Annotated in this window: 19 protein-coding genes and 1 tRNA gene; 12 read left to right on the top strand and 8 right to left on the bottom strand. The window is 67.5% G+C overall.

The features are described from left to right. Positions 1 to 5: 5 nt before the first annotated feature. From ACO073_RS06590 to ACO073_RS06570, 5 genes are all read left to right on the top strand, one after another. The gene (locus ACO073_RS06590; protein WP_421996356.1) at positions 6 to 635 is read left to right on the top strand and encodes a hypothetical protein; all 630 of its coding nucleotides are present in this window, start codon (positions 6 to 8) and stop codon (positions 633 to 635) included. A gap of 16 nt (positions 636 to 651) precedes the next feature. Beyond that, complete coding sequence (locus ACO073_RS06585; protein WP_421996355.1) at positions 652 to 987, top strand: hypothetical protein; 336 nt, start codon at positions 652 to 654, stop codon at positions 985 to 987. A 305-nt stretch (positions 988 to 1,292) separates the two neighbouring features. Next, positions 1,293 to 2,423 (top strand): three-Cys-motif partner protein TcmP, encoded by a 1,131-nt coding sequence (gene tcmP / locus ACO073_RS06580; RefSeq protein ID WP_421996354.1) that lies wholly within the window; start codon positions 1,293 to 1,295, stop codon positions 2,421 to 2,423. A gap of 1 nt (position 2,424) precedes the next feature. After that, a complete protein-coding gene (locus ACO073_RS06575; protein WP_421996353.1) occupies positions 2,425 to 3,201 on the top strand; it encodes a DUF5131 family protein in 777 nt (258 codons plus the stop codon). A 178-nt stretch (positions 3,202 to 3,379) separates the two neighbouring features. Further along, positions 3,380 to 5,338 (top strand): DUF262 domain-containing protein, encoded by a 1,959-nt coding sequence (locus tag ACO073_RS06570; protein WP_421996352.1) that lies wholly within the window; start codon positions 3,380 to 3,382, stop codon positions 5,336 to 5,338. 69 nt (positions 5,339 to 5,407) lie between these two features. Here ACO073_RS06570 and ACO073_RS06565 read toward each other — a convergent pair. Beyond that, positions 5,408 to 5,484, bottom strand: a tRNA-Arg gene (locus ACO073_RS06565). A gap of 257 nt (positions 5,485 to 5,741) precedes the next feature. Between ACO073_RS06565 and ACO073_RS06560 the strand changes: the two genes are divergently transcribed. Then, positions 5,742 to 6,203, top strand: a complete 462-nt coding sequence (locus ACO073_RS06560; protein WP_421996351.1) for a DUF4864 domain-containing protein — start codon at positions 5,742 to 5,744, stop codon at positions 6,201 to 6,203. 10 nt (positions 6,204 to 6,213) lie between these two features. After that, a complete protein-coding gene (locus ACO073_RS06555; protein ID WP_421996350.1) occupies positions 6,214 to 7,095 on the top strand; it encodes a DMT family transporter in 882 nt (293 codons plus the stop codon). A 91-nt stretch (positions 7,096 to 7,186) separates the two neighbouring features. Here the strand turns inward: ACO073_RS06555 and ACO073_RS06550 are convergent, their stop codons facing one another. Further along, on the bottom strand, positions 7,187 to 8,638 hold the full coding sequence (locus ACO073_RS06550; protein ID WP_421996349.1) for an amidohydrolase family protein: 1,452 nt from the start codon (positions 8,636 to 8,638) through the stop codon (positions 7,187 to 7,189). 84 nt (positions 8,639 to 8,722) lie between these two features. Between ACO073_RS06550 and ACO073_RS06545 the strand changes: the two genes are divergently transcribed. Beyond that, complete coding sequence (locus ACO073_RS06545; protein ID WP_421996348.1) at positions 8,723 to 10,294, top strand: ABC transporter substrate-binding protein; 1,572 nt, start codon at positions 8,723 to 8,725, stop codon at positions 10,292 to 10,294. Between the two features lie 49 nt (positions 10,295 to 10,343). On the opposite strand, the gene ACO073_RS06540 is transcribed toward ACO073_RS06545, so the two are convergent. From ACO073_RS06540 to ACO073_RS06530, 3 genes are all read right to left on the bottom strand, one after another. Beyond that, complete coding sequence (locus tag ACO073_RS06540; protein ID WP_421996347.1) at positions 10,344 to 11,186, bottom strand: GNAT family N-acetyltransferase; 843 nt, start codon at positions 11,184 to 11,186, stop codon at positions 10,344 to 10,346. Between the two features lie 59 nt (positions 11,187 to 11,245). After that, complete coding sequence (locus ACO073_RS06535; protein WP_421996346.1) at positions 11,246 to 12,604, bottom strand: LLM class flavin-dependent oxidoreductase; 1,359 nt, start codon at positions 12,602 to 12,604, stop codon at positions 11,246 to 11,248. Between the two features lie 141 nt (positions 12,605 to 12,745). Then, the gene (locus tag ACO073_RS06530; RefSeq protein ID WP_421996345.1) at positions 12,746 to 13,876 is read right to left on the bottom strand and encodes a TAXI family TRAP transporter solute-binding subunit; all 1,131 of its coding nucleotides are present in this window, start codon (positions 13,874 to 13,876) and stop codon (positions 12,746 to 12,748) included. 127 nt (positions 13,877 to 14,003) lie between these two features. Between ACO073_RS06530 and ACO073_RS06525 the strand changes: the two genes are divergently transcribed. Continuing rightward, on the top strand, positions 14,004 to 15,938 hold the full coding sequence (locus tag ACO073_RS06525) for a TRAP transporter permease (protein WP_421996344.1): 1,935 nt from the start codon (positions 14,004 to 14,006) through the stop codon (positions 15,936 to 15,938). 203 nt (positions 15,939 to 16,141) lie between these two features. Here the strand turns inward: ACO073_RS06525 and ACO073_RS06520 are convergent, their stop codons facing one another. Both ACO073_RS06520 and ACO073_RS06515 read right to left on the bottom strand, forming a co-directional pair. Further along, positions 16,142 to 17,551 (bottom strand): amidase, encoded by a 1,410-nt coding sequence (locus ACO073_RS06520; RefSeq protein WP_421996343.1) that lies wholly within the window; start codon positions 17,549 to 17,551, stop codon positions 16,142 to 16,144. After that, complete coding sequence (locus ACO073_RS06515) at positions 17,548 to 17,730, bottom strand: hypothetical protein (RefSeq protein WP_421996342.1); 183 nt, start codon at positions 17,728 to 17,730, stop codon at positions 17,548 to 17,550. Before ACO073_RS06515 ends, ACO073_RS06520 begins: the two co-directional genes overlap by 4 nt. A gap of 158 nt (positions 17,731 to 17,888) precedes the next feature. Between ACO073_RS06515 and ACO073_RS06510 the strand changes: the two genes are divergently transcribed. Together ACO073_RS06510 and ACO073_RS06505 are read left to right on the top strand one after the other, a co-directional pair. Further along, the gene (locus ACO073_RS06510) at positions 17,889 to 20,126 is read left to right on the top strand and encodes a cation:proton antiporter (RefSeq protein WP_421996341.1); all 2,238 of its coding nucleotides are present in this window, start codon (positions 17,889 to 17,891) and stop codon (positions 20,124 to 20,126) included. 253 nt (positions 20,127 to 20,379) lie between these two features. Next, a complete protein-coding gene (locus ACO073_RS06505; protein WP_421997406.1) occupies positions 20,380 to 21,204 on the top strand; it encodes a class II aldolase/adducin family protein in 825 nt (274 codons plus the stop codon). A gap of 23 nt (positions 21,205 to 21,227) precedes the next feature. On the opposite strand, the gene ACO073_RS06500 is transcribed toward ACO073_RS06505, so the two are convergent. Next, positions 21,228 to 22,073, bottom strand: a complete 846-nt coding sequence (locus ACO073_RS06500) for a 6-bladed beta-propeller (protein WP_421996340.1) — start codon at positions 22,071 to 22,073, stop codon at positions 21,228 to 21,230. A gap of 72 nt (positions 22,074 to 22,145) precedes the next feature. Between ACO073_RS06500 and ACO073_RS06495 the strand changes: the two genes are divergently transcribed. Beyond that, positions 22,146 to 22,790, top strand: coding sequence for a glutathione S-transferase family protein (locus ACO073_RS06495; RefSeq protein ID WP_421996339.1), 645 nt, complete (start codon positions 22,146 to 22,148; stop codon positions 22,788 to 22,790). Positions 22,791 to 22,792 lie beyond the last annotated feature (2 nt).

Genomic DNA, 22,792 nt, shown 5'->3' with positions numbered 1-22,792 from the left:
GGGCCATGAGGAAGACAAGCCTGATCGCGCTCACCCTTGCGAGCTCCATCGTCGTCCTGACGGGACTCGTCCTGGCCAAGGACGAACCGAAGGAGGCGGTGCCGGTGGGCAGCATCAGCCGGGCCGAGGGGCTGACGGCCTGGAAGAGAATTGAAGCGGTGGTGACGCATCCGCGCTGTGCCAATTGCCATGTCGACGCGAAGGCGATTCCGATCTGGACGCCGGCTGGCGAAAGCAAATCCCGGGTCCACGGCATGAACATCCGCGGCGGAGAAAGCCGCATCGGCGCGGAGACCGTTCGGTGCTCGACATGCCATGTCACGTCGACATTGCCGAACCCGCCGGCTCCAGCGCCCCTGCATGCCGGCATCGACTGGCAGCTTGCGCCCGTGGAATTCATCTGGTTCGGCAAGACCGGGGCCGAGATCTGCGCGCAACTCAAGGACTCCAGGCGGAATGGCGGTCGAGATGCCGCAGGCCTCGTCGAGCACCTGAAGCACGACGCGTCCCTGAACGGCTTCATTCCGAGGGCGTGGGCCCCCGGAGCCGGCCGCACGACGCCGCCGGGAACTTTCGAGGATCACCTCAAGGACATGGCTCTCTGGGGAGCTGCCGGGCAGCCCTGTCCGGACTGAGGATGCCTGCGTGCGCGTGCGTCGGCAGTTATCCGGCACGCTGCGCGTACCGGGCGCCAGCCTGCTCGCTCTCGTCGGGGTCCTGCTCGACGCGACGATGGCAGCACCCGCTCTGGCGCAGGCGGAGCCATCGCCCGCCGGCCGCTGCGCCCAGCTCGTGGCCTACTACGATCGCTACGGCGGCGGCAGCGGGAATTCCGACGGCCGCCGCAATCACACCTGCATCGCGGCCAGCATCGACTGCCGCAACGACCGCTTTGCCGAAGGCATCGCGACCATCGAGAAGTTGCTGCGCGACAAGAAGTTCACCGTGCAGCCGCCGGGTCCCGCCACGCTCGCTCACGATAATTGAGGCTGCCCTGAGCGGGCGCTCTCTCCTCTCTCTAGCGGCCCCTATAGGCTTCAAGGTTCGAGAGCTTGGTGAGGGAAGTTCCTGGACCGGACGACCCCGCTGATAAAGTTGCGGCGCGAGCATCGGTGCGTCCTCTTCGCCGCAGAAGGGCGACGACCGCGAGCTCAGTCACTTGCTCAACAACCTCAAGAGGTAGATGCCGGGGTTGAAAGCTCCACGAGTTCGCGGTATGTTCTGTGCTCGCCGGACCGAATAACCTCTGCCCTTACAACGGCTAGAGGGCGGGGAAAGGGCCGTTAGGCTCTGTGGATAATTTCTTCGATAAGCAGACGGCGGCGTCCGATGTGAAGTCCCGCATCGTCACCAAGCACTTCGAGACGTGGTCAGGCATCGTCCTCCCGAAGGCCGTCCAGTTGGGCCAGAACATCGCGTACGTGGACCTCTACTGCGGTCCCGGCCGCTACGACGACGGCACGAAGTCCACACCGCTCCTTGTCCTTGAAACAGCGATCGGTAAGCCGAAGCTGCACCCCCACCTCATCACAATCTTCAATGACAAGAAGCGCGCTTCGATCAAGAAGCTCGGCGCCGAAGTGGCGAAGCTGCCGGGCATCTTGCAGCTCAAGAACCAGCCGATCCTCCTGAACCAGCAGGTCAGTCCGGAGACGGAGAAGTATTTCGTTGCAAACGCAAGGATGCCCTCCTTCACCTTTCTGGACCCGTTCGGCTACTCGGGCCTGACGCGTGGACTGATCCAAGCAGTTGTCACGAAAACTTGGGGCTGCGACTGCATCTTCTTTTTCAGTTACTCCAGCATTAATCGGGCACTGAGTGCCGGATACTTCACGTCACACATGGAATCTCTGTTCGGCCCGGCGCGCGCGGCGAAACTCGAAGCAAAGATGCAGAGCATCCAGGGGTCCGGACGCAACAAGCCGCTGGAGCGCGAGGGCATCATCATCGAGGCACTGCGGGAGGCGCTGGAGGAGCTCAACCACGGCGCCTTGTTCGTCCGGACATTTCGCTTCAAGAAGGGGCTGCGAACGTCGCACATGCTGGTCTTTGTAACCACCAACCCGCTCGGCTTCCGCGTGATGACCGACATCATGGCGAAGGAGGGATTCATCGATAAGCAGGGCGTCCCGCACTTCACGCACTACACCAAGCCGCCGCCGAAAGATCGGCTCATCTACGTCGAGTACATCAATCTCAAAAAGGGCCTACTGAAGAAGTACGCGGGGAAGACGATGACCATGCTCCAGATCTTCCTCGATCACCGGCAGTACACAGCGGGCTTGTACAAGGATGCGCTAAACGACCTCGAAGACGAGGGGTTCATCACTGTCGACCCGCCGGCTAGTAGGCGTAAACCTGTAAACGGCAAGAGATCCTTCAAGGACGGGGCCGTTGTAACCTTCCCCCCAAGGAAAAAATGAAATGGCGAACAACTCCTCTATCGAGTGGACGGAAGCTACCTGGAACCCAGTCGCCGGCTGTACCATCGTTTCGCCTGGCTGCACCAACTGCTACGCCATGCGTCTCGCCGCTCGCCTCGAGGCAATGGGGCAGCCAAAGTACAGCGGCCTTACCCGGAAGACCGGCGGCCGGATGAAGTGGAACGGGCGCGTGAACCTAGATCGCAATGCGCTCGACATCCCGAAAGGTTGGAAGACCGGTCGGACGATCTTTGTGAACTCCATGTCCGACCTCTTCCAAGATCGTGTACCTCTCGACTTCATCAAAGAGGTCTTTACCACGATGATCGTGACCCCGCAGCACACCTACCAAGTTCTAACGAAGCGGGCGGAGCGGGCTGAAGAACTTTCGCCACGCCTTCCTTGGCCGAAGAACGTCTGGCTTGGAGTGAGCGTCGAGAACGCGGACTATGCGTACCGCATCGACCATCTTCGCCGCACCAAAGCCGCCGTAAAGTTTCTGAGCCTTGAGCCGCTACTCGGGCCGCTCGACGACCTCAATCTTTCCGAGATCGACTGGGCGATCGCTGGCGGCGAAAGTGGTCCAGGCGCGCGACCGATGCCCATCGAGTGGGTTCGATCGATCCGCGATCAATGCATCGCTGCGAATGTTGCGTTCCACTTCAAACAGTGGGGCGGAGTGAACAAGAAGCGCAGTGGTCGCATGCTCGACGGAAAGACGTGGGATCAGCAGCCGCCTCGTCATCAACACGCGAAGCACGTCGCATTTGCTGAGTGATAGGACCGAAAAGCCCTCCGTTGCCCAAGACACGGAAGTGAGGCTAGCGCGGCTAAGAGGCTAAGCCGATCCGGTGAGTCATTGAAATAATGGCGCGCCGGAGAGGATGAAACTGGGAACTCTTATGTAATTGTTTGTGCTATGTGATTTCGTAAGGGCGCTATGGTTGGGGGCGGCAATGAAGGCGGGACCGGTCGAAATCGGCACATTATTACAGAACCGGAATCGCTATTGCGTTCCGATCTATCAGCGTCACTACGTCTGGAATCGCGAGAAGCAATGGGAGCCGTTCTGGCAGGACATTCGCACCAAGGCTATCGAGCGGCTGGCGGGACGCGAGCGGCGTTTCTCGCATTTCATGGGCGCCATCGTCCTCGAAAGCCGCGCCAAGCCGTCTGTCAAGCAAGTGCCGTCCTTTCAGGTGGTGGACGGCCAGCAGCGCCTCACGACATTTCAGCTCTTTCTGACGGCCGCGCGCCACTACGCTCAGTCGATCTGCCACGAAAGCACTGTCGGCAACATCACACGCTATGTCCTGAACAGCGACCCGCACCTGATGGAAGACGCCGAGGTCGAAATCTACAAGGTCTGGCCGACGCAATCGAACCGGCAGCTCTTCGTGGATATCGTATCGTCGGAGGATCGAGCCTCGCTCAAGAAAGCCTATCACGACCATTGGTACGCCAACGCCAAGCGCGATCAGGTCAAGGAATACAACTCAACCCCGTCGATGCTGCGCGCCTACGGCTATTTCTACGACCGCATCAAGCACTCGATCGAAACCGACGATCTGCACGACGATCTTATCGAGGCGCCGGATACCGAAGGTGACGCCGCCGCGACAGCCGAAGACGATATCCCGAAGGAACTGAAACTGGACGCGATCTGGCAGTCGCTGCTTGAGGAATTCAAGGTCGTCGAAATCGTCCTCGACGAAGGCGACGACGCACAGGTCATTTTCGAGACGCTGAACGATCGCGGCGAACCGCTGCTAGCCGCCGATCTCGTGCGGAACAACATCTTCCAGCGGGCGGACGCCCGCGGCGAGGACGCGGAACATCTCTTTAAGCGGTATTGGAAGCCGTTCGAGGACTCGTTCTGGAGTGCGATGGAGAAACAGGGGCGCTACAAGAAGCAGCGCATCGAATTCTTCCTCGCCAACTTCATTGCCGGCAAGATCGCCGGTGAGGTCACGATCTCGAAGCTATTCTCGGAATACAAGGCGTTCCTGCGGCCGGCGCGGAACAGTACCGTACCGCGTTACGCGACAGTTCAGGCGGAGATCCGCGACCTCGAAGCCTACGGCAAGGTCTATCGGGAAATCATTGAACATTCGTCCGGCTCGCCGCTTGCGGAGTTTTCTGCGCGGCTGCGAGCTTGGGATGTTACCACGATCAATCCCCTGCTGCTCCGGCTCTGGTCGAGCAACATGGGCGACGAAGAAAAGCGGAAATCGCTCGATCTCCTGCTCTCGCTGATTGTGCGGCGCGCCGTATGCGGCCTCACCTCGAAGAACTACAACAACCTTTTCCTGAACGTCATAGCCGACCTGGAGAAGAAGGGCTGGAGGTATGAGAATCTGCACGCCTACCTGCTTGGCCTGACCTCGGAAAGCGGGCGCTTCCCGCAGGACGCGGAATTCGAGAACGCGATTGCCTCGCGGCCGCTCTACACATCGCTCGGTCCGGCACGGGTGCGTACACTGCTGTCCGAAATCGAGTTGGCCAGACGCGGCAAGAAGCAGGAAGACAAGTCGCTTCCGGAGACGTTGACCGTTGAACACATCCTGCCGCAGTCATGGCGGCAGCACTGGCCGATGAACGGCCAGTCCCAGCCGACCGACGAGGAATTCAGCCAGGCGATCTTCGCAGTTCTGGAAGACGATACTCCCGTCGGGCGGATCGTGCGTCGCCACCGCGTCAAACAGACGCTCGGCAATCTCACGCTGGTGACGCAGTCCTTCAACAGCGGGGTCAGCAATCTCGGCTTCAAGGTGAAGCGGCAGGAATTCGAGGATCAGTCGATCCTCATGCTGACAAAGGATTTCGTGAAGAAGGACAAGTGGGACGAGGACGAGATCGCGGACCGCGGCAAGCAGCTCTTCGAGCACATGCGCCAGATATGGGGCGCACCCTGACAGGCGTATCAGTTCTCAATCTTGCATGGTGTTGAGAGAACTACTGTAGAAAAATCAACAGCATAAGAATGGCGCGCCCGAAGAGATTCGAACTCCTAACCTTCTGATCCGTAGTCAGATGCTCTATCCAGTTGAGCTACGGGCGCGTGGCCGGCGGCCCTCGTCGAGGGGGCCGGCGAAGAGGGGCGCACCCTAGTGAAAGTGGCCCGCCGACGCAAGTCGCCAGACGCCGCCCGGACAGGCCGTCGCGGCCCCGCCATGGCCGCCGGCGGCCGGCACCCAAGTGCCTCGAAACGCTCGTGAATCCGGCCTTGGACCGGCCCCGTCGCCTCCGATAGCATGGCCGGCGGGAGGACGGCGCCCGCGCGGCGCCGACCGGAATGACCAGACGGGACAGACGCCAGTGACCGGACGCCAGGCAAGCCGGCTAGCTGCTCTCCTCGCCCTGCTGCTGGCGACGCTGCTGGCCGTCGGCACGGGCGGCGCGGCGCCCGCTGTCGCCCAGGACGTCTCGCCGGCCGACCGGACGGCGATCCAGGGCGTCATCCAGTCCCAGGTCGACGCCTTCCGGCGCGACGACGGCGCCGATGCCTTCGGCTACGCCTCGCCCGCCATCCGCGGGATGTTCGGCTCGCCCGACCTCTTCATGGAGATGGTGCGGCAGGGCTACCGGCCGGTCTATCGGCCGCAGGTCTTCGACTTCCGCGAGATCGTGCTGCTGAACGGCGAGATCACCCAGAAGGTCCATGTCGTGGGCCCGGACGGACGGCCGGTCACCGCCTTCTATCCGATGACCCGGCTGCCCGACGGCACCTGGCGCATCAACGGCTGCCATCTGCAGACGCCCGAAGAACACCAGGTCTGACGGTCCCTCCGTGTCGCGTGTCTCGCCCAGGGTGCTGGCGCTGCTGGCCCTGCTCACCTTCGTCTGGGGCACCAACTGGCCCTTGTTCAAGATCGCGCTCGACGAGCTGCCGGTGCTCACCTTCCGCGCCGGCGTGCTGTCCACGGCCGCGATCGTGCTGACCCTGCTCCTGCTGGCGCGCGGCGAGAGCTTCGCCGTCCCGAAGGGCAAGTGGCCGGCGCTGGTCGCGGCCTCGGCGATGAACCTCTTCATCTGGAACATCGCGACCTCGCTCGCCGTGCTCTACATCCCGTCCGGCCATGCCTCGGTGCTGGCCTACACGATGCCGCTCTGGGTGGCGCTGATCGGCTTCGTCGTGTTCGGCCAGAAGCTCACCGGCCGGCTGCTCGCCGCCATCCTGATCGGCGCGGCGGCGGTGCTGGCGCTGATGCTGCCCAACTTCGCGAGCTACGCGAACGCGCCGGCGGGCCTGTTCTGGGGCCTGTTCGCCGGCTTCTGCTGGGCCGTCGGCACCTTCGTCGTCAAGCGCACGAGCTGGCCCGGCATGGGCCTGTCGCTCACCTTCTGGCAGGTCATGATCAGCCTGCCGCCGATCCTGCTGGGGGCGCTGCTGTTCGACGGCGTGCCGCGGCACTGGCCGTCGGCGGCGGCGCTGGCGGCCACCGTCTATACCGGCGCCATCCCGATGGCGCTCGGCACCGCGAGCTGGTTCGCCCTGGTCAAGATCCTGCCCGCCCAGGTCGCGGGGCTGTCGTCGATCGCCATCCCCATCGTCGCCATCGCGAGCGGCGTGCTGGCGCTGGGCGAGCCGCTGTCGGCGCTGCAGGCGGCCGCCATCGCCTCGACCGTGGTGGCGCTGTGGCTGGCGCTGGTGCCGGGGAAGACGCGCTGATGTCGTCCTGAGCGCAGCGCCTGCCCTGAGCGGAAGCCGAAGGGAAGGACCTCATCGCCGCTTGCAATCAGCATGAGATCCTTCGCTACGCTCAGGATGACAGAGGCAGCGACAGGGGGGCGATCTCGTCGGCGGCGCGGCCGGCATAGTCGAGCTTGACCGAATCGCGCAGCATGCGGGCCTGGGCCTCGGCCAGGCGGTCCATGGCGGCGGCCGGGTCGAGATGGACCGGCGTGCCCTCGTCCAGCACCACCTCGCCGCCCACCAGCACGGTGCGCACGGCGCGGTCGGCGGCATGGAAGACGAAGGAGCGCAGCGGGTCGCGGGCCGGCTGCATCAGCGGATGGGCGAGGTCGACCAGCACGATGTCGGCCCGCGCGCCGGGCGCCAGCACGCCGATATCGTCGCGGCCGAGCGCCTTCGCCCCGCCGATCGTCGCCGCCTCGAAGGCGCCGCCGGTGTCGAGGCTGGCGATGTCCTCGCTCATCAGGCGGCCGGCGACGATGGCGAGCCGCATCTCCTCGATCAGGTTGTGCGGGGCGCAGTCGGTGCCGAGGCCCACGGTGACGCCGCGCGCGCGGTAGCGGCCGACATGGTCCATGGCGAGGCCGTAGCGCGCGAAGGGCTGCGGGCAGTGGGCCACGGCGGCGCCGGCCTCGGCGATCAGGTCGAGGTCGCGGCGCGTGTGCCAGCCGATCTGCGGATGATCGTCGAGCAGGATGCAGTGGGCCAGGACCGTGCCGGGCTTCATCAGCCCCTGGGCCGCCGCCCACTGGACCGGCGTGACGCCGTGGCGGCGGATCATCTCGCGCACCTCGACCACCGACTGGCCGATATGGGTCGAGAAGGGCCGCCCGGTCTCGTCGGCATGCCGGCGGCCGGCGGCGAACAGTTCCGGCGTCACCGTGTCGATCTGGGCCGGGAAGACCATGGCGGCGAGGCGCCCGGAATTGTGCGATTCGGCCTCGGCCATGACCGACTTGGCGCGCTCGAAGGCGGCGAACCCGCCCGGCTCGTCCCACTTCCAGGTCACGGTCTGCGGCGCGCTCATGCCCCAGCGCGCCGAGGCGAAGGTCGGCGCCGCGTAGAAGCGCATGCCGCTCCTCACCATCGTGTCCAGCCAGCCCTCGAAGGGCACGGTGACGTCGCAGGCCGTGGTCGTGCCGGCCCGCAGCATCTCGGCATAGGCGAGCTCGGCCGCGGCCGTACGGCCGTCGTCGCCCAGGCGGAAGGCCTGCAGACGCTCGATCAGGCCGGTCATCTGCTGCTCGGGCACGCCATGGTCCTCGCGCACGCCGCGGTAGCCCGGCTCGGTGCTGGGATGGCTGTGGATATTGACCAGGCCCGGCAGGGCGAGCCGGCCGGCGGCGTCGATCGCGGGCTCCCCGGGCTGCGGCGGCCGCGCCCCGGCCGGGGCGATCTCCGCGATCCGGCCGTCCTGCAGGAACAGGTCGACGTCGCGGCGGTAGGCATGGCGGTCGGCCGTGCCGTCCCGCACCACCGCCCAGGACACGTTTCGGATGGATGCCGGCCGTGACGTCATGATGAGCCCTCCAGAGGCACGTGTGTTGCATAGCCTGTGCCACGAGATCGGGGAACTGACCTGGGAACGATGGAGGACCTGCAGATGCGGTTCGTGAAATGGGCGACCCATGCCGCGGCGGCGGCCACGCTCGCCCTGCTGCCGGCGGCGGCATCGGCGGAGAGCACCCTGAAGGTGGTCATGCACTCCGACGTGAAGATCATCGACCCCTACTGGACGACCGCCTACATCGTCCGGAACTACGGCTACATGGTCTACGACACGCTGCTGGCGGTCGACGACAAGCTGCAGGTCAAGCCGCAGATGCTGGAAGGCTGGAAGATCAGCGACGACAAGCTGACCTACACGTTCACGCTGCGCGACGGGCTGAAGTTCCACGACGGCCAGCCGGTGACGGCCGAGGACTGCGTCGCCTCGCTCAATCGCTGGGCACCGAAGGACGCGATGGGGCAGAAGCTGATGTCCTTCACCAAGGAGCTGAAGGCGGTCGACGACAAGACCTTCACGCTCACCCTGAAGGAGCCCTACGGGCTGGTCCTGGAGACGCTGGGCAAGCCGTCCTCGCTGGTGCCCTTCATCATGCCCAAGCGCATCGCCGAGACGCCGGGCAACAAGCAGATCAGCGAGACGATCGGCTCGGGACCCTTCGTGTTCCGCAAGGACCTGTGGCGGCCGGGCGAGCGGACGATCTACGACAAGTTCAAGGACTACAAGCCGCGGCCCGAGCCGGCGTCCGGCCTTTCCGGCGGCAAGGTCGTAAAGGTCGACCGCGTCGAATGGATCAACATCACCGATCCGCAGACGGCCATGAACGCCCTGATCAACGGCGAGATCGACATGATCGACCAGCCGGTGATCGAGCTGCTGCCGCTGCTCGAGGGCAGCAAGGAAATCGAGGTCGTCGACCTCAATCCGCTGGGCGCCCAGCTCGTCTTCCGCTTCAACACGCTGCACAAGCCGTTCGACAATCCGCGCATCCGCCAGGCGGCGGTCCATGCGCTGAACCAGAAGGACTTCCTGGTCGCCGGCTACACCAACCCGAAGTTCTACAAGGAGTGCAAGGCGCTGTTCATCTGTGGCACGCCGCTGGCGACCGACAAGGGCTTCGAGGACAAGCTCGAGGGCAATGCCGAGAAGGCCAAGGCCATCCTCAAGGAGGAGAAGTACGACGGCGCGCCGGTCGTGCTGCTCTACGCCACCGACACCAACACCGGCCGCCTGACGCCGATCCTGAAGGCCCTGCTCGAACGCGCCGGCTTCAAGGTCGACATGCAGGCGATGGACTGGAACACCGTCGTGTCGCGCCGCACCCGCAAGGAAGAGCCGTCGGCCGGCGGCTGGAGCGGCTTCCTGACGACCTGGGTGTCGGCCGACGTGCTCGATCCGGTGATGAGCGCCTTCGTCGGCGCGAACTGCGAGAAGGCGGCCATCGGCTGGCCGTGCGACGCCAGGATCGAAGAGCTGCGCAACGCCTTCGCCAAGTCCACCGATCCGGCCAAGCGCAAGGAGATTGCCGAGGCCGTGCAGGTGCGCGTGTCGGAGTATCCGACCCACGTCCAGCTCGGCCAGTTCAACATCCCGTCGGCGATCCGGACCAACGTCACCGGCCACCTGCAGGCGCCGGCGCCGGTGTTCTGGAACGTCGAGAAGAAGTAGAGGTGCCGCGCCGGAGGGCGGAATCGGCGGCGATCCCGCCCTCCGGCGATCAGCCCAGCTCGAGGCTGGTCACGCCGAACAGGCCGCCATAGTCGATCACCGGATCGTCGCCCGTGTACATGCGGGCGGTCTCGAAGGACGGCTTGAGGCCGGCCTTCTCGGCCAGCGCGACCGCCAGCTTGTTGAGGTCGGGGATGTCGATCGCCACCGCGCCGGCCTTCATGTCCCGCGCCAGGCCTGCGACCAGCGCCTCCGCGATCTCCGACGCATCGGCGAACAGCGGCCCGACCCGCGACGCCGCCGGGCAGGCCCGCATCACTGCGAAGCCCACGATGCTGCCGTCGCGCACCGCGACGCGCGCCGACCGCTCGGGCAGCGAGATCCAGGCGGCCAGGAAGCTCTCACGCGCCTCGGGGAAGAAGCGGCGGTCATAGGCCGCCAGCCGGTCGAAGGGGACGGAGCGCGCATCGACCAGGGTGACGCCGGCCGGCGGCGCCGTCTCGGGCGGCGGGCCCTCGTAGCGGATGTTGTTCCAGGCGTTGCGGAAGCCCGACTTGCGGTAGTTGGCCTGCTGCGCCACCACGCCGTCGAGCCCGACATTGCGGCCGGCGAGCCGCGCCATGCCGGCGTCCCAGGTCGGCAGGCCGCGACCCTTTCCGCGCACCACGGGGCGGGCGATGTAGAAGCCCAGGAAGCCGTTGGCCTGACCGTACTTCACGACGGAGATGCAGGTCACCGGCTCGCCGTCGAGGCGGCCGATCAGGAACGCGCCGGGATCGGTGACGAAGAACGCCTGGGCATCGGTGTTGCCCGGGTTCCAGCCCTCGTTCGCCGCCCATCGCGCCATGCGCTGGACATCGTCGGCGCTGCCGACACCGATCTCGAAAGTCATGCGCGGAAGCTAGAGCGTTTCCGGCGTGGAGGAAACCATCGGGCGGACGACGCCGCCCGTCATTCCGCCGCTTTCGCGGGAACGGCGAAGAAGCGGTTCTCCGGCCGCGGCAGGCCGAGATTCTCGCGCAGGGTGCGGCCCTCGTACTCGGTGCGGAACAGGCCGCGGCGCTGCAGCTCGGGCACGACCCGGTCGACGAAATCGTCCAGCCCGCCCGGCAGGTAGGGGAACATGACGTTGAAGCCGTCGCAGGCGCCCGTCGTCAGCCATTCCTCCATCTGGTCGGCGATCATGGCCGGCGTGCCCAGCATGCCGAGCCCACCATAGCCGCCCAGCCGGCCGGCGATCTGGCGCACCGTGAGGTTCTCGCGCCGGGCCAGCGCGACCACGCGCTCGCGGCCGCTCTTGCTGGCGTTGGTATCCGGGATTTCCGGCAGCGGCCCGTCGGGATCGAATTTGCGCGCGTCCTGGCCGATCGCGATCGACAGCGCGGCGATACCGCTGTCGTAGCTCACCAGGCTGTCGAGCCGCGCCCGCTTCTCGCGCGCCTCGTCGAGCGAGGAGCCGACGACGACGAAGGCGCCGGGCAGGATCTTGATGTGGTCGGGGTTGCGGCCGGCGCGCGCCGCGCGCGCCTTCACGTCGCCGTAGAACTCGCGCCCGGCCTCGATCGGGCCGCCGGCGGCGAACACCATCTCGGCCGTCTCGGCGGCGAGCTGGCGGCCGGCATCGGAGGCGCCGGCCTGCACCACCACCGGCCAGCCCTGCACTGGGCGGGCGATGTTGAGCGGCCCGCGCACCTTCAGGTACCGGCCTTCGTGGTTCAGCACGTGGAGCTTCGCCGGATCGAAGTAGATGCCCGACTCGACGTCGCGGACGAAGGCATCGTCGGCCCACGAGTCCCACAGGCCGGTGACGACGTCGAAGAACTCGCGGGCGCGGGCGTAGCGCTCGGCATGCTCCATCTGCTCGTCCATGCCGAAGTTCAGCGCGGCGTCCGGGTTGGACGTGGTGACGAGGTTCCAGCCGGCGCGGCCGTCGGAGATATGGTCGAGCGAGGCGAAGCGGCGGGCGATCGTGTAGGCCGGCTCGAAGGTCGTCGAGGCGGTGGCGATCAGGCCGAGCCGCTCGGTGTGCATGGCGAGCGCCGGCAGGAGCGTCAGCGGGTCGAACGAGGTCACGGTGGCGCTGCGCTTCAGCGCCTCCATGGGCATGTTCAGGACCGCCAGGTGGTCGGCCATGAAGAAGGCGTCGAACCTGCCGCGCTCCAGCGTCTGGGCGTAGCGGATCAGCGCCTTGAGGTTGAAGTTGGCGTCCGGCGTGCCGCCGGGATAGCGCCAGGCCGCCGTGTGGATGCTGACGGGGCGCATGAAGGCGCCGAGACGGAGCTGCTTTTTCGGCCGGTGCGATGACGCCATGGGAGCCTCGGGTTCTGTCCCCGGGACTTAAGGCCGTCCCCCGGCAGCCGACAAGGCGTGCCGGACGAAAAGATGTAATGCGGCGATGAGCGCGCCGGTCGGGGCGACGGGAAAGCCCGTCGTCCCGACCGAGCCCAAAGGTCAGGCCGAGCTCGGGTGGAGGCCGAGCGTCTTGACGCGGTACTCTTCCCAGAAGGCGGGCCACTCCTCGTCCTTGCCCTTGAACTTCTTGCGGGCATCGGCCCAGCCGGCCTGGATCTTCTTCAGGCGCTCCATGCGCTTGTCCTGCCAGGCCTGGTGCTCGGGCGTCCAGATGCCGACCTCCTTGAGGTAGCGGATGGAGCCTTCGTGCCAGGGCGCGTCGGCCGGCGGCTTGCCCGACACCTTGGGCGCCCAGTTGATGGCGCTGCCGGTGATGTTCTTGATCAGGTCCATCGACTCGTCGATCGCCTTGACCAGCGAGTAGACCTCGTCGGCATTGGCGTTGGCGTAGGTCGCGATCATCGGATAGCGGTAGCCCACGAGGTCGATCGGCTTGTCCTTGGAGATGCCGGCGCCCGCCGTCTCGCGATAGGGCTCGAAGAAGTCGGCGACCTGGCGGATGCGGTCCCAGCCTTCCTTGTCCGACGGCGGGAACGGGGGATAGGTGAGGCCGCGCGGGCTCGCCTCGATCTCGCGCATGTTGGCCGAGGTGGTCACGCTCGAGAAGGAATCGAGCTGGTTGTTGATCACCGCCGTCTTCATGGCGTTGTAGCTGCCGAACCACACGACCTCGACGTCGGCGCGCGTCAGTCCGCCGAAGGCGAGATAGGCGTCGGTCTTGACGTTGACCGATGGGTTGCCCTTCACGTAGCCGATCCGCTTGCCCTTCAGGTCCTTGATCGACTTGACGCCGATGTCGCCGGCCGTCGCCATGGCGTTGCCGGCCGGCCGCGCCAGCACGACGCGCACGTCCTGCGGGCCCCAGGCCGGCACCCCGAAGTCGTAGGTGCCCTCGGCGGCGAAGTAGAGCTCGTTGGCGAGGAAGCCGTAGGTGGCCTTGCCCTGCTTCAGCGGCAGCAGGCGGCCGATCGACGTGCCGGACGGGACGATGCGCACCTTCATCGGGTGCTTCTTCATGATCGCGTCGGCGATGCCCGATGCTTCCGCGTAGCCGGACGAGCCGAGATCGTAGGCCGTCCAGACCGAGCTGTCGGGCAGCTTCGCGTGCGCCGCCGAGCCGCCGGCCAGCACCAGCGCGGTCGAACCCAGCATCACGTCACGTCTCTTCATTTCACTTCCTCCCATGTGCGTATTCATTCGAGGCAAAGACATTGGCAAACAACCCGCATACGGGTCAAACTCATCCGAACGATGAAAGTGTCGGGAATGCGGCACGTTGCAGGGAGGAACTGTCGGCATGAACGACAGAAGCGAGGCCGGCGCGATCGAACTTGCGCCGGAGGACGGCGGACGTGACCGCCTGAGCGGCTTCTCGTACTGGCTCGCGCTCGCGATGGGCAGCGTCGGCGTCGTGCTCACCATCAACCAGACGTTCAACCTGCAGATCTTCGGCGAGCCGATCATCGACACGTCGTTCTACTACCTGCTGCTCGGCCTCTTCCTGTCGATCGCCTTCCTCGCCTATCCGGCCCGCCACGCCGATCGCGGCGCGATCCCCTGGTACGACTGGATCCTGTTCGGCGCCTGCCTCGCCACGACCGGCTACCTCGCGTGGAACGGCGGCCGCATCGTCGCCGAGGGCTGGGACCTCGCCGCGCCGCCGCTCGCGGTCGGCGTCGCCGCGGTCATCTGCCTGCTGGCGCTCGAGGGCGTGCGGCGCGCCGGCGGGCCCGTGCTGGTCTCGCTCTGCGCCTTCTTCGCGCTCTATCCCGCCTTCGCCGACTACATGCCGGGCTTCCTGTGGGGGCCGGGCAGCAGCCTCGCCGAGACGGTGAGCGCCCACGCGATGGGCGTCGAAAGCATCATCGGCGTGCCGATGCGCACCGTCGCCTCGCTGCTGGTCGGCTTCCTCATCTTCGGCTCGGCGCTGGTCGTCACCGGCGGCGGCGAGTTCTTCATGGCGCTGGCGACGGCGCTGCTGGGCCGCGCCCGCGGCGGCCCGGCCAAGGTCGCCGTCCTGTCGAGCGGCTTCTTCGGCTCTCTGTCGGGCAGCGTGATCTCCAACGTCGTCACGACCGGCCAGATCACCATCCCGACGATGAAGCGAATCGGCTACCCGGCCCACTATGCCGGCGCCGTCGAGGCCTGCGCCTCGACCGGCGGCGCGCTGATGCCGCCGGTCATGGGTGCGGTCGCCTTCATCATGGCCGAGTTCCTGAACGTGCCCTACAGCACGGTGATGCTGTCGGCCGTGGTGCCGGCGCTGCTCTACTACGGCGCGCTGCTGCTGCAGGCCGACCACTATGCCGCCAGCCACGGGCTGCGCGGCCAGCCCGCGGAGGAGATCCCGAAGCTCCTGCCGGTGCTGAAGCAGGGCTGGCACTTCCTGTTCAGCCTCGGCCTGCTCACCTACCTGCTGCTGGTCATGAAGCGCGAGGCCCTGGCGCCCTACATCGCCACGGCCGTTCTGGTCGGCACCACGATCGTGTTCGGCAGCAAGCGCTTCGGCCTCGCCGGCCTGCGCGACCTCGCGATCGACACGACGCGCAACATCGTCAACATCGTCGCCATCCTGGCCGGCGTCGGCTTCATCGTCGGTGCGCTGTCCTATACCGGGGTCGGCGGCGCCTTCTCGCGCGAGCTGCTGCAGTTCGCCGGCGGCAACGTCTACCTGCTGCTGGTATTCGGCGCGATCACGAGCTTCATCCTGGGCATGGGGATGACGTCGAGCGCCTGCTACATCTTCCTCGCGGTGACGCTCGGCCCGGCCCTGATCGAAGGCGGGCTGAACCCGATCGGCTCGCACCTGTTCATCCTCTACTGGGGCCTGATCTCCTTCATCACGCCGCCGGTGGCACTGGCCGCCATCGCCGCCGCCAGCATCGCCAAGTCCGACCCCTGGAGGACCGGCATCTGGGCGATGCGGCTGGGGCTGATCAACTTCGTGCTGCCCTTCCTGTTCGTGCTCAACCCGACGCTGATCCTGGAAGGCTCGCCGCTGCACATCCTGCACGACGTGGCGACCGCCTGCTTCAGCGTGCTGCTGCTGGCGGCCGGCCTCGAAGGCTGGCTGTACCGGGTCGGCCGCATCAACTGGGTGCAGCGCGGCGTGCTCGTGGCGGCGGCGCTCGGCCTGCTCGTGCCCGGCCTGGTGACCGACCTGGTGGGACTGGCCCTGTGCGGCGGCGTCTATGCCAGCGCCCTGCTGATGCGCCGCCGCGCGCCGGCCTGAGAGCGTGATGACATCGGGTCGACTCATTTGCTGGGGGCGCGCCACTCCGTGGCGCGTCTTCATGCGACAGCCCATGAGCACCGCGGAGAGCTTGTGAGGCGGTCCGCGCTCCACTGACGCGCCACGGAGTGGCGCGCCCCCAGCACGATGACGATGGGTCTCGAGTCGTCGCGCGTTGGGATACCGCGCGCGGCGCTCCCGGGTCAGACGATCGGCGGGTGCTTGCGGTCGGTGCCGGCGGCGCGCTCCCAGGCACGGGCCACCTGGTAGACGGTCGCCTCGTCGAAGTAGCGGCCGACGAACTGCACCGACAGCGGCAGGCCGTCGACCGACAGGCCGGCCATCATCGCGAGCGCGGGATGGCCGGTGACGTTGAACGGCGTGCGCGCCTGGCGCGGATAGGTGCGGTCGACATCGGCCGGCACGTCGATGCGGCAGGGCGGATCCATCGAGCTGGCGCACAGCAGCACGTCGACCTCGCGCAGGACGGCTTCGACCTCGGCGATCATCTGCAGGCGGCGGCGCTGCGCCTGCACGTAGTCGCCGGCGCCGAAGAAGGCGCCCGCCAGCAGCCGCTTGCGCGACAGTTCGCCATAGTCGCCCGGCCGCTCGCGCAGCCACTTGCCGTGGATGGCGAAGGCCTCGCTCTGCAGGATCACGCGATTGACCGCGCCGAACTCGCCGAGCGTCGGCAGCGTGACGTCGCGGACCTCCGCGCCCTCCATCTGCAGCGTGCGCATCACGTGGCCGAGCGCGGCCGTGACTTCCGGCTCGGCCGGCGTGTCGACCTCGTGGAAGTGGCGGACGAAGCCGACGCGCAGGCCGCGGATGCCGCGCTCCAGGGCCTCGGCATGGTGCCCGCGCGCCGCCGCGGCGCTGCCGGGATCGAGCGGGTCGTGGCCGGCGATCGCCGCCAGCATCAGCGCATTGTCGGCGACGCTGCGCGTCATCGGCCCGACATGGTCGAGCGTGAAGGACAGCGGGAAGACGCCGCGGCGCGACACTAGCCCGTAGGTCGGCTTCAGCCCGACGATGCCGCAGCAGCTCGCCGGGTTGCGCACGCTGCCGCCGGTGTCGGTGCCGAGCGCCATCGGAAACAGGCCGGCGGCGACGCCGGATCCCGAGCCCGAGGAGGAGCCGCCGGGATGATGGTCCGTGTTCCACGGGTTGCGCGCCGGCGGCCAGGGCAGGTCGAAGCTCGGTCCGCCGATCGCGAACTCGTGGGTCGAGAGCTTGCCGACCACGATGGCGCCCGCGCCGCGCAGCTTCTCGACACAGACCGCGTCGGCCGCGGCGACATTGCCCTCGAGGATCTTCGAATGGCAGGTCGTGGGCAGGCCCGCGACGTCGATGATGTCCTTGAGGCCGACCGGCACGCCGTGCAGCGGCCCGCGCAGGCGGCCCGCCGCGGCCTCGGACTCCGCCGCCCGCGCCGCGGCCATCGCGGCCCCGGCATCGAGCCGCAGGAAGGCGTTGAGCCGCGGATCGAGGGCATCGATGCGGTCGAGCAGCGCCTGCATCAGCTCGACCGGCGACAGGTCGCGGCTGGCGATGGCCTCGGCCGCGTCGGCGACGCCGAGCCAGTGCAGCTCGCCCAGCGGACCGTCCCTCACAGGCCGCTCCCGGCGCGCATCGGCGGCCAGGGTTCGGCCGCCGGATCGGCCGGCTGCCTGATCCGGCTGGCGACGTCGGCCGCCTGCTTGGCCGCCGCCGCCACGTCCTCGGGAAACTCGGCCAGTGCCTTGTCCAGCCCGGCCCGGCGGGCCAGCACTTCCATCGTCGCCTTGTCCATGCACGCGCTCCTCGACTGAGGCCAAGTTTCCGATGCCGGCGTCCGGGAGTCCATGGACCTTGGCGCGATGCCGCGTGCAGGGCCGCCGCGGCGTCCGGCGCCGGAACGGCGGCGGCCTTCCGGCGTTGTCTGGAGCATCGGCTGGGGGAGCGACGCGTTTGGAGGCGGATCATTCGATAGCGGTCTTCGCGGCCGAGCTCATCCTGCTGCTCTTCTTCGGACGCGCGCTCGGCGAGGGCATGACCCGCCTCGGCCAGCCCGCCATCTTCGGCCAGCTCCTGGCCGGCGTGCTGCTGGGACCCTCGGTGTTCGGCGCCCTGCTGCCCGAATGGCGGCAGGTGATCTTCCCCGACACGCCCAAGCTCAAGAGCATGATCGATGCCGTGTCGCAGATCGGCATCCTGCTGCTGCTCCTGCTGACCGGCATGGAAACCAACCTCGCGCTGGTCAACCGCCGGCGCCGCGCCGTGGTGTCGAGCTCGCTGTTCGGCATCGCCATTCCCTTCGCCTGCGGCGTCGGGCTGGCCTACGCCCTGCCGGCGAGCCTGATCCCGTCGGACACCGCCCGGCTGGTGACGGCGCTGTTCCTCGGCACGGCGCTGTCCATCTCCTCGGTCAAGATCGTGGCCATGGTGCTCCTCGAGGTGGGCGCCATCCGGCGCGACCTCGGCCAGCTCATCCTCGCCACGGCCATCCTCGACGACACGCTGGCCTGGATCATCATCGCGGTCATCTCGGGCATCGCGGCCAAGGGCGTGGTGAGCTTCGAGCATATCGGCATCAGCCTCGGCCTCACGGCGGTCTTCCTCGGCATCACCCTGACCGTCGGCAAGCGCCTGGTGGCGCGACTCATCGTGTGGTGCAACGACAACCTGACCATCGAGGTCCCGGTCGTCAGCGCCATCCTGCTGATCATGCTGGCGATGGCGCTCACCACCGAGCTGATCGGCGTGCACACCGCGCTCGGCGCCTTCATCGCCGGCCTGCTGGTCGGCCAGTCGCCGATCCTGACCGAGCATATCGAGGACGAGCTGCGCGGCTTCATCGTCGCCTTCTTCAGCCCGGTCTTCTTCGCCGTCGCCGGGCTGGGCATGGACCTCAGGACGCTGCTCGATCCGACGCTGCTCGGCTTCACCGTCGTGGTGATCCTGATCGCCAGCATCGGCAAGTCGCTGGGCGCGCTGGCGGGCGGCCTGGCCGGCGGTCTGACCTGGAAGGAATCGCTGGCGATGGCGACGGGGCTGAACGCCCGCGGGTCGACCGAGGTGCTGATCGCCAGCATCGGCCTCGCGATGGGGGCGCTGAGCTCGCAGCTCTACACGATGATCGTGGCGATGGCGATCGTGACCACCATGGCCATGCCGCCGACGCTGCGCTGGATGATGGCGCGCGTGCCGCTGCGTCCCGACGAGGCTCAGCGGCTGGAGAAGGAGACTGCCGAGGAGAACGAGGCCCTGCCGCGCATCGAGCGCGCGCTCGCGGTCGTCGACGACAGCGCCAACGGCCGGCTGGCCGCTTCCCTCACCGGCCTGTTCGTCGCGCGCCAGGGCATGTTGACGACCCTGCTCGAAATCTCGAGCGAGGAGAAGAAGGAGAAGCCGGAGGACGCGGCCGACGCGAGCGAAGCCGCGCCGCCGGCGGAGGAGAAGGAGAAGGCAGAAAAAACGCCCGACAAGGCGCCTCCGCCCGGCCGCGCCCGTCTCGCCGCGGCGTTCGGCGCGGTGATCAGCAACCTGCCCGAGCCGACCGAGCCGCTGGAGGCCAAGCCCCAGCCGTCCCTCGACGAGCTCGTCCAGGCGCGCCTCGTGCCAACCGACCATGCGATCGACAAGGAAGTGACCAAGGGCTACGGCATCGCCCTCGTCGGCCTCGCCCAACCCATCTCGGCCACGGCGCCGCGCTTCGAGGAGCCGCTCGGGACGCTGGTCGCCTCCTTCGACGGCCCCATCGCGACGGTCGTGAACGGCCGCCGGCTGCGCCTGTCGGTCGACGCGCCGCTCGACATCCTGGTGCCGACCGGCGGCAGCCCCGAGGCGCGGCTGGCCACCGAGTTCGCGCTGGCGCTGGCCGGCGCCAGCCGCGGCACGCTCACCGTGCTGCACGTCTTCGATCCGCGCGAGGAGACGCTGCTGCTGCGCGGCCGCGCCCGGCGCCTCGGCATGTCGCTGCTGGTCGATGCCCGCCGGCTCGGGCGGCGCAGCGGCGTGCCGGTGAAGGGCCTGACGGCGACCAGCCCGCGTCCCGACCGCGAGATCGCCCGCGAGCTGCGCCGCGGCCGCTACGACCTCGTGGTGCTGGGCACCGCCTTCCGCCGCGGCGACGGCAAGTTCCTCGGCCCGCGCACGCTGGGCATGATCCAGTCGCTCGCCGCGCCGGTGCTGGTGGTCGCGCGCTGACGCTCGGAGGTCAGTTCAGCCGTTCGAGCCTGGCGATCTCCTGCGGCGGCCGCCCGGTCCGGTAGAGGTTGCCGTCGTGCGCTACCCGCCATGGACTGTCTCCAGGGGCTTCCGTTTGTCACCGGAAAGCCTCCCGCGTGCAGACTATACCTGCTAAGCCCTGGTTGTGGACCCGCCTGAACGACTACCTGAGGTGAAACTCGAGTCGGGGGACGGGGTGGTGAGGCTGTCGACCTCGCCGATACCTTTGCCGATGCGAAGAAACCGTCACCCGATGACCAACCGAAGGATCCAGACCATGGCGACCATGCCCAAGGAAGCGACCGGTTTCCGGACACGCACGCAGCCTGTGTTCGAGCGGCCGCAAGACGAGCGCCGCCATCGCATCGAGCGTCTCGCGGGCGCCTGCCGCATCTTTGGCCAGCTTGGTTTCTCGGAAGGACTGCTGGGACACCTGACGGTCAGGGACCCGGAGGATCCGCATCGCTTCTGGGCCAACCCGCTCGGGGTATCGTTCAAGCGCATGCGCGTGTCCGACGTCGTGCAGGTCGACCACACGGGCAAGCTGACGTACGGCGATACCCCCGTGAATCCCGTCGGCGTGATGCTGCATGCCGCGGTGCACGAGGCCAGGCCCGAGGTGGTGGCGGTCTGTCACGCGCACTCGGTCTATGGCTCCGCGTGGTCGACGTTCGGCCGCCCCGTGGATCCCATCACGCAGGACACGGCCGTCTTCTTCGAGGATCAGGCCATCATCACGGAACCGCGCCTTTCCTTCGACGCCCAAACCGCGGCGCAGTTCGCCGCGGGGTTCGGAGACAAGCGAACCGCCATCCAGTCCGGTCACGGGCTGTTCACGACGGGACTGAGCGTCGACGAAGCGGCCTGGCGCTTCATCAGTCTCGACAAGGCTTGCCACGTGCAATTGCTGGCAACCGCCGCGGGTGAACCCCGACGCTGGCCCGACGAGATGGCCCGCGGCCTCCAGCGCGCCCTGGGCAGTCCGGAGTTCTCATGGTCGTCCTTCCAGACGCTGTGGGACGATCTGCTCGTCCAAGGGACCGACTTCCTCGAGTAAGGAGGGGCTGTCGTGTCTACCGGTCAGTTCAGCCGCTCGAGCTTGGTGATCTCCTGGGGCGGCAGCTCGGCCAGGTAGAGGTTGCCCTCGGCGTCGCCCGAGAGGCCGTGCGCGCCGTTGATGGCGCCGCGGCAGCGGCCGACCAGCTCGCCCTCGGCGTTCAGCAGGCTGATGCGCGGGATCTGGTCGGTCACGAACACCATGTCGCGGTCGTCCACCCAGATCTGCATCGGATGATAGAAGTCGCCCCATTCGGTCAGGTAGGCGCCCTTGCGGTCGAAGACCTGGATGCGGTTGTTCTCGCGGTCGCCGACCAGGACGCGGTCGTAGCGGTCGATCCAGATCGCGTGCGGCGTCGTGAAGGCGCCGGGCCCGTCGCCGTGCCCGCCCCAGGTCGCGATCAGGCTGCCGTCGGCGGCGAAGCGATGGACGCTGGAATTGCCGTAGCCGTCGGCGACATAGATCTCGCCGTCCGGGGTCTGCGCCGCCGCCGTCGGATGGTTGAACGGCGCGTCGAGCGCGGGAAAGTGGCGGCGGCCCAGCCCCTGCAGCAGCGTGCCCGCGCGGTCGAAGCGCAGGATCTGGTGGGCGTCGCGATCGGCGACCAGGATCGAGCCGTCCGGGGCGGCATTGAGGTAGTGCGGATCGGCGAGCTGGCCCGCGCCCCAGGTGCCGGCGAGCTTGCCGTCGCGCTCGAACACCAGGATGGGCCGGTCGCTCCCGCGCTGGGCGACATGGATACGGCCGTCGGCATCGACCATCAGGTCCGAGACGAAGCCGAAGCTTTCGCCCGCCGGCAGGCGGGCCCACTTGCGATGGACGGCATAGCGGCGGTCGCCCAGGATGACGGTCTGGCGTTCGTCGGACATCGAGCCCTCCGGCGGGTTGCTGGCAGTCCAATAGGCAAGGATCGCGCCGAACGGCAAGATCGCGGAGACAAGATGACCGACGACGACCGCCTGGTGCTGCACGGCAGCTTCACCTCGAGCTCGACCTACAAGCCGATGCTGTTCCTGGCGCTGTCCGGCCTGCCCTTCTCGTTCCGGACCGTGAACCTGAAGAACGGCGTCCAGAAGGAGGCGGCGCACCTCGCGATCAACCGCTACGGCCAGGTGCCCGTCCTGCGCCATCGCGGCCTGACCCTGGTCATGTCGAACGTCATCCTCGACTACCTGGCGCGCACGACGGGCCATTTCGAGGCAGCGACCGAGCAGGACCGCTGGCGGGCGCGCGAATGGCTCGCCTGGGAGAACGACGCCATCGTCAACGTGGCGCGCGTCCGCCATTTCCACCGCTTCCGCGCCGTCGATCCGGCGGTGATGGACTTCTTCCGGCCGCAGGCCGAGGCGGCGCTCGACTTCGTCGACCGCAGCCTGGAGGGGCGGCAGTTTCTGGTCGGCGACCGCTGCACCATCGCCGACATCGGCTGCTGGGGCCGCATGGTGTTCATGGCCGAGGGCGGCCTGTCGCTCGACACGCGGCCCCATGCAAGGGCGTGGCGCGACCGCATCCTGGCGATGCCGGGCTTCGCCCTGCCCTACGACCTGATCCCCAAGAAGGACGCCGAGCTCGGGCCCCGCACCTGATC

The sequence above is a fragment of the Reyranella sp. genome, from assembly GCF_965229815.1.
Classification (GTDB): Bacteria; Pseudomonadota; Alphaproteobacteria; order Reyranellales; family Reyranellaceae; genus Reyranella.
This window is presented reverse-complemented; position numbering and strand designations above follow the sequence as displayed.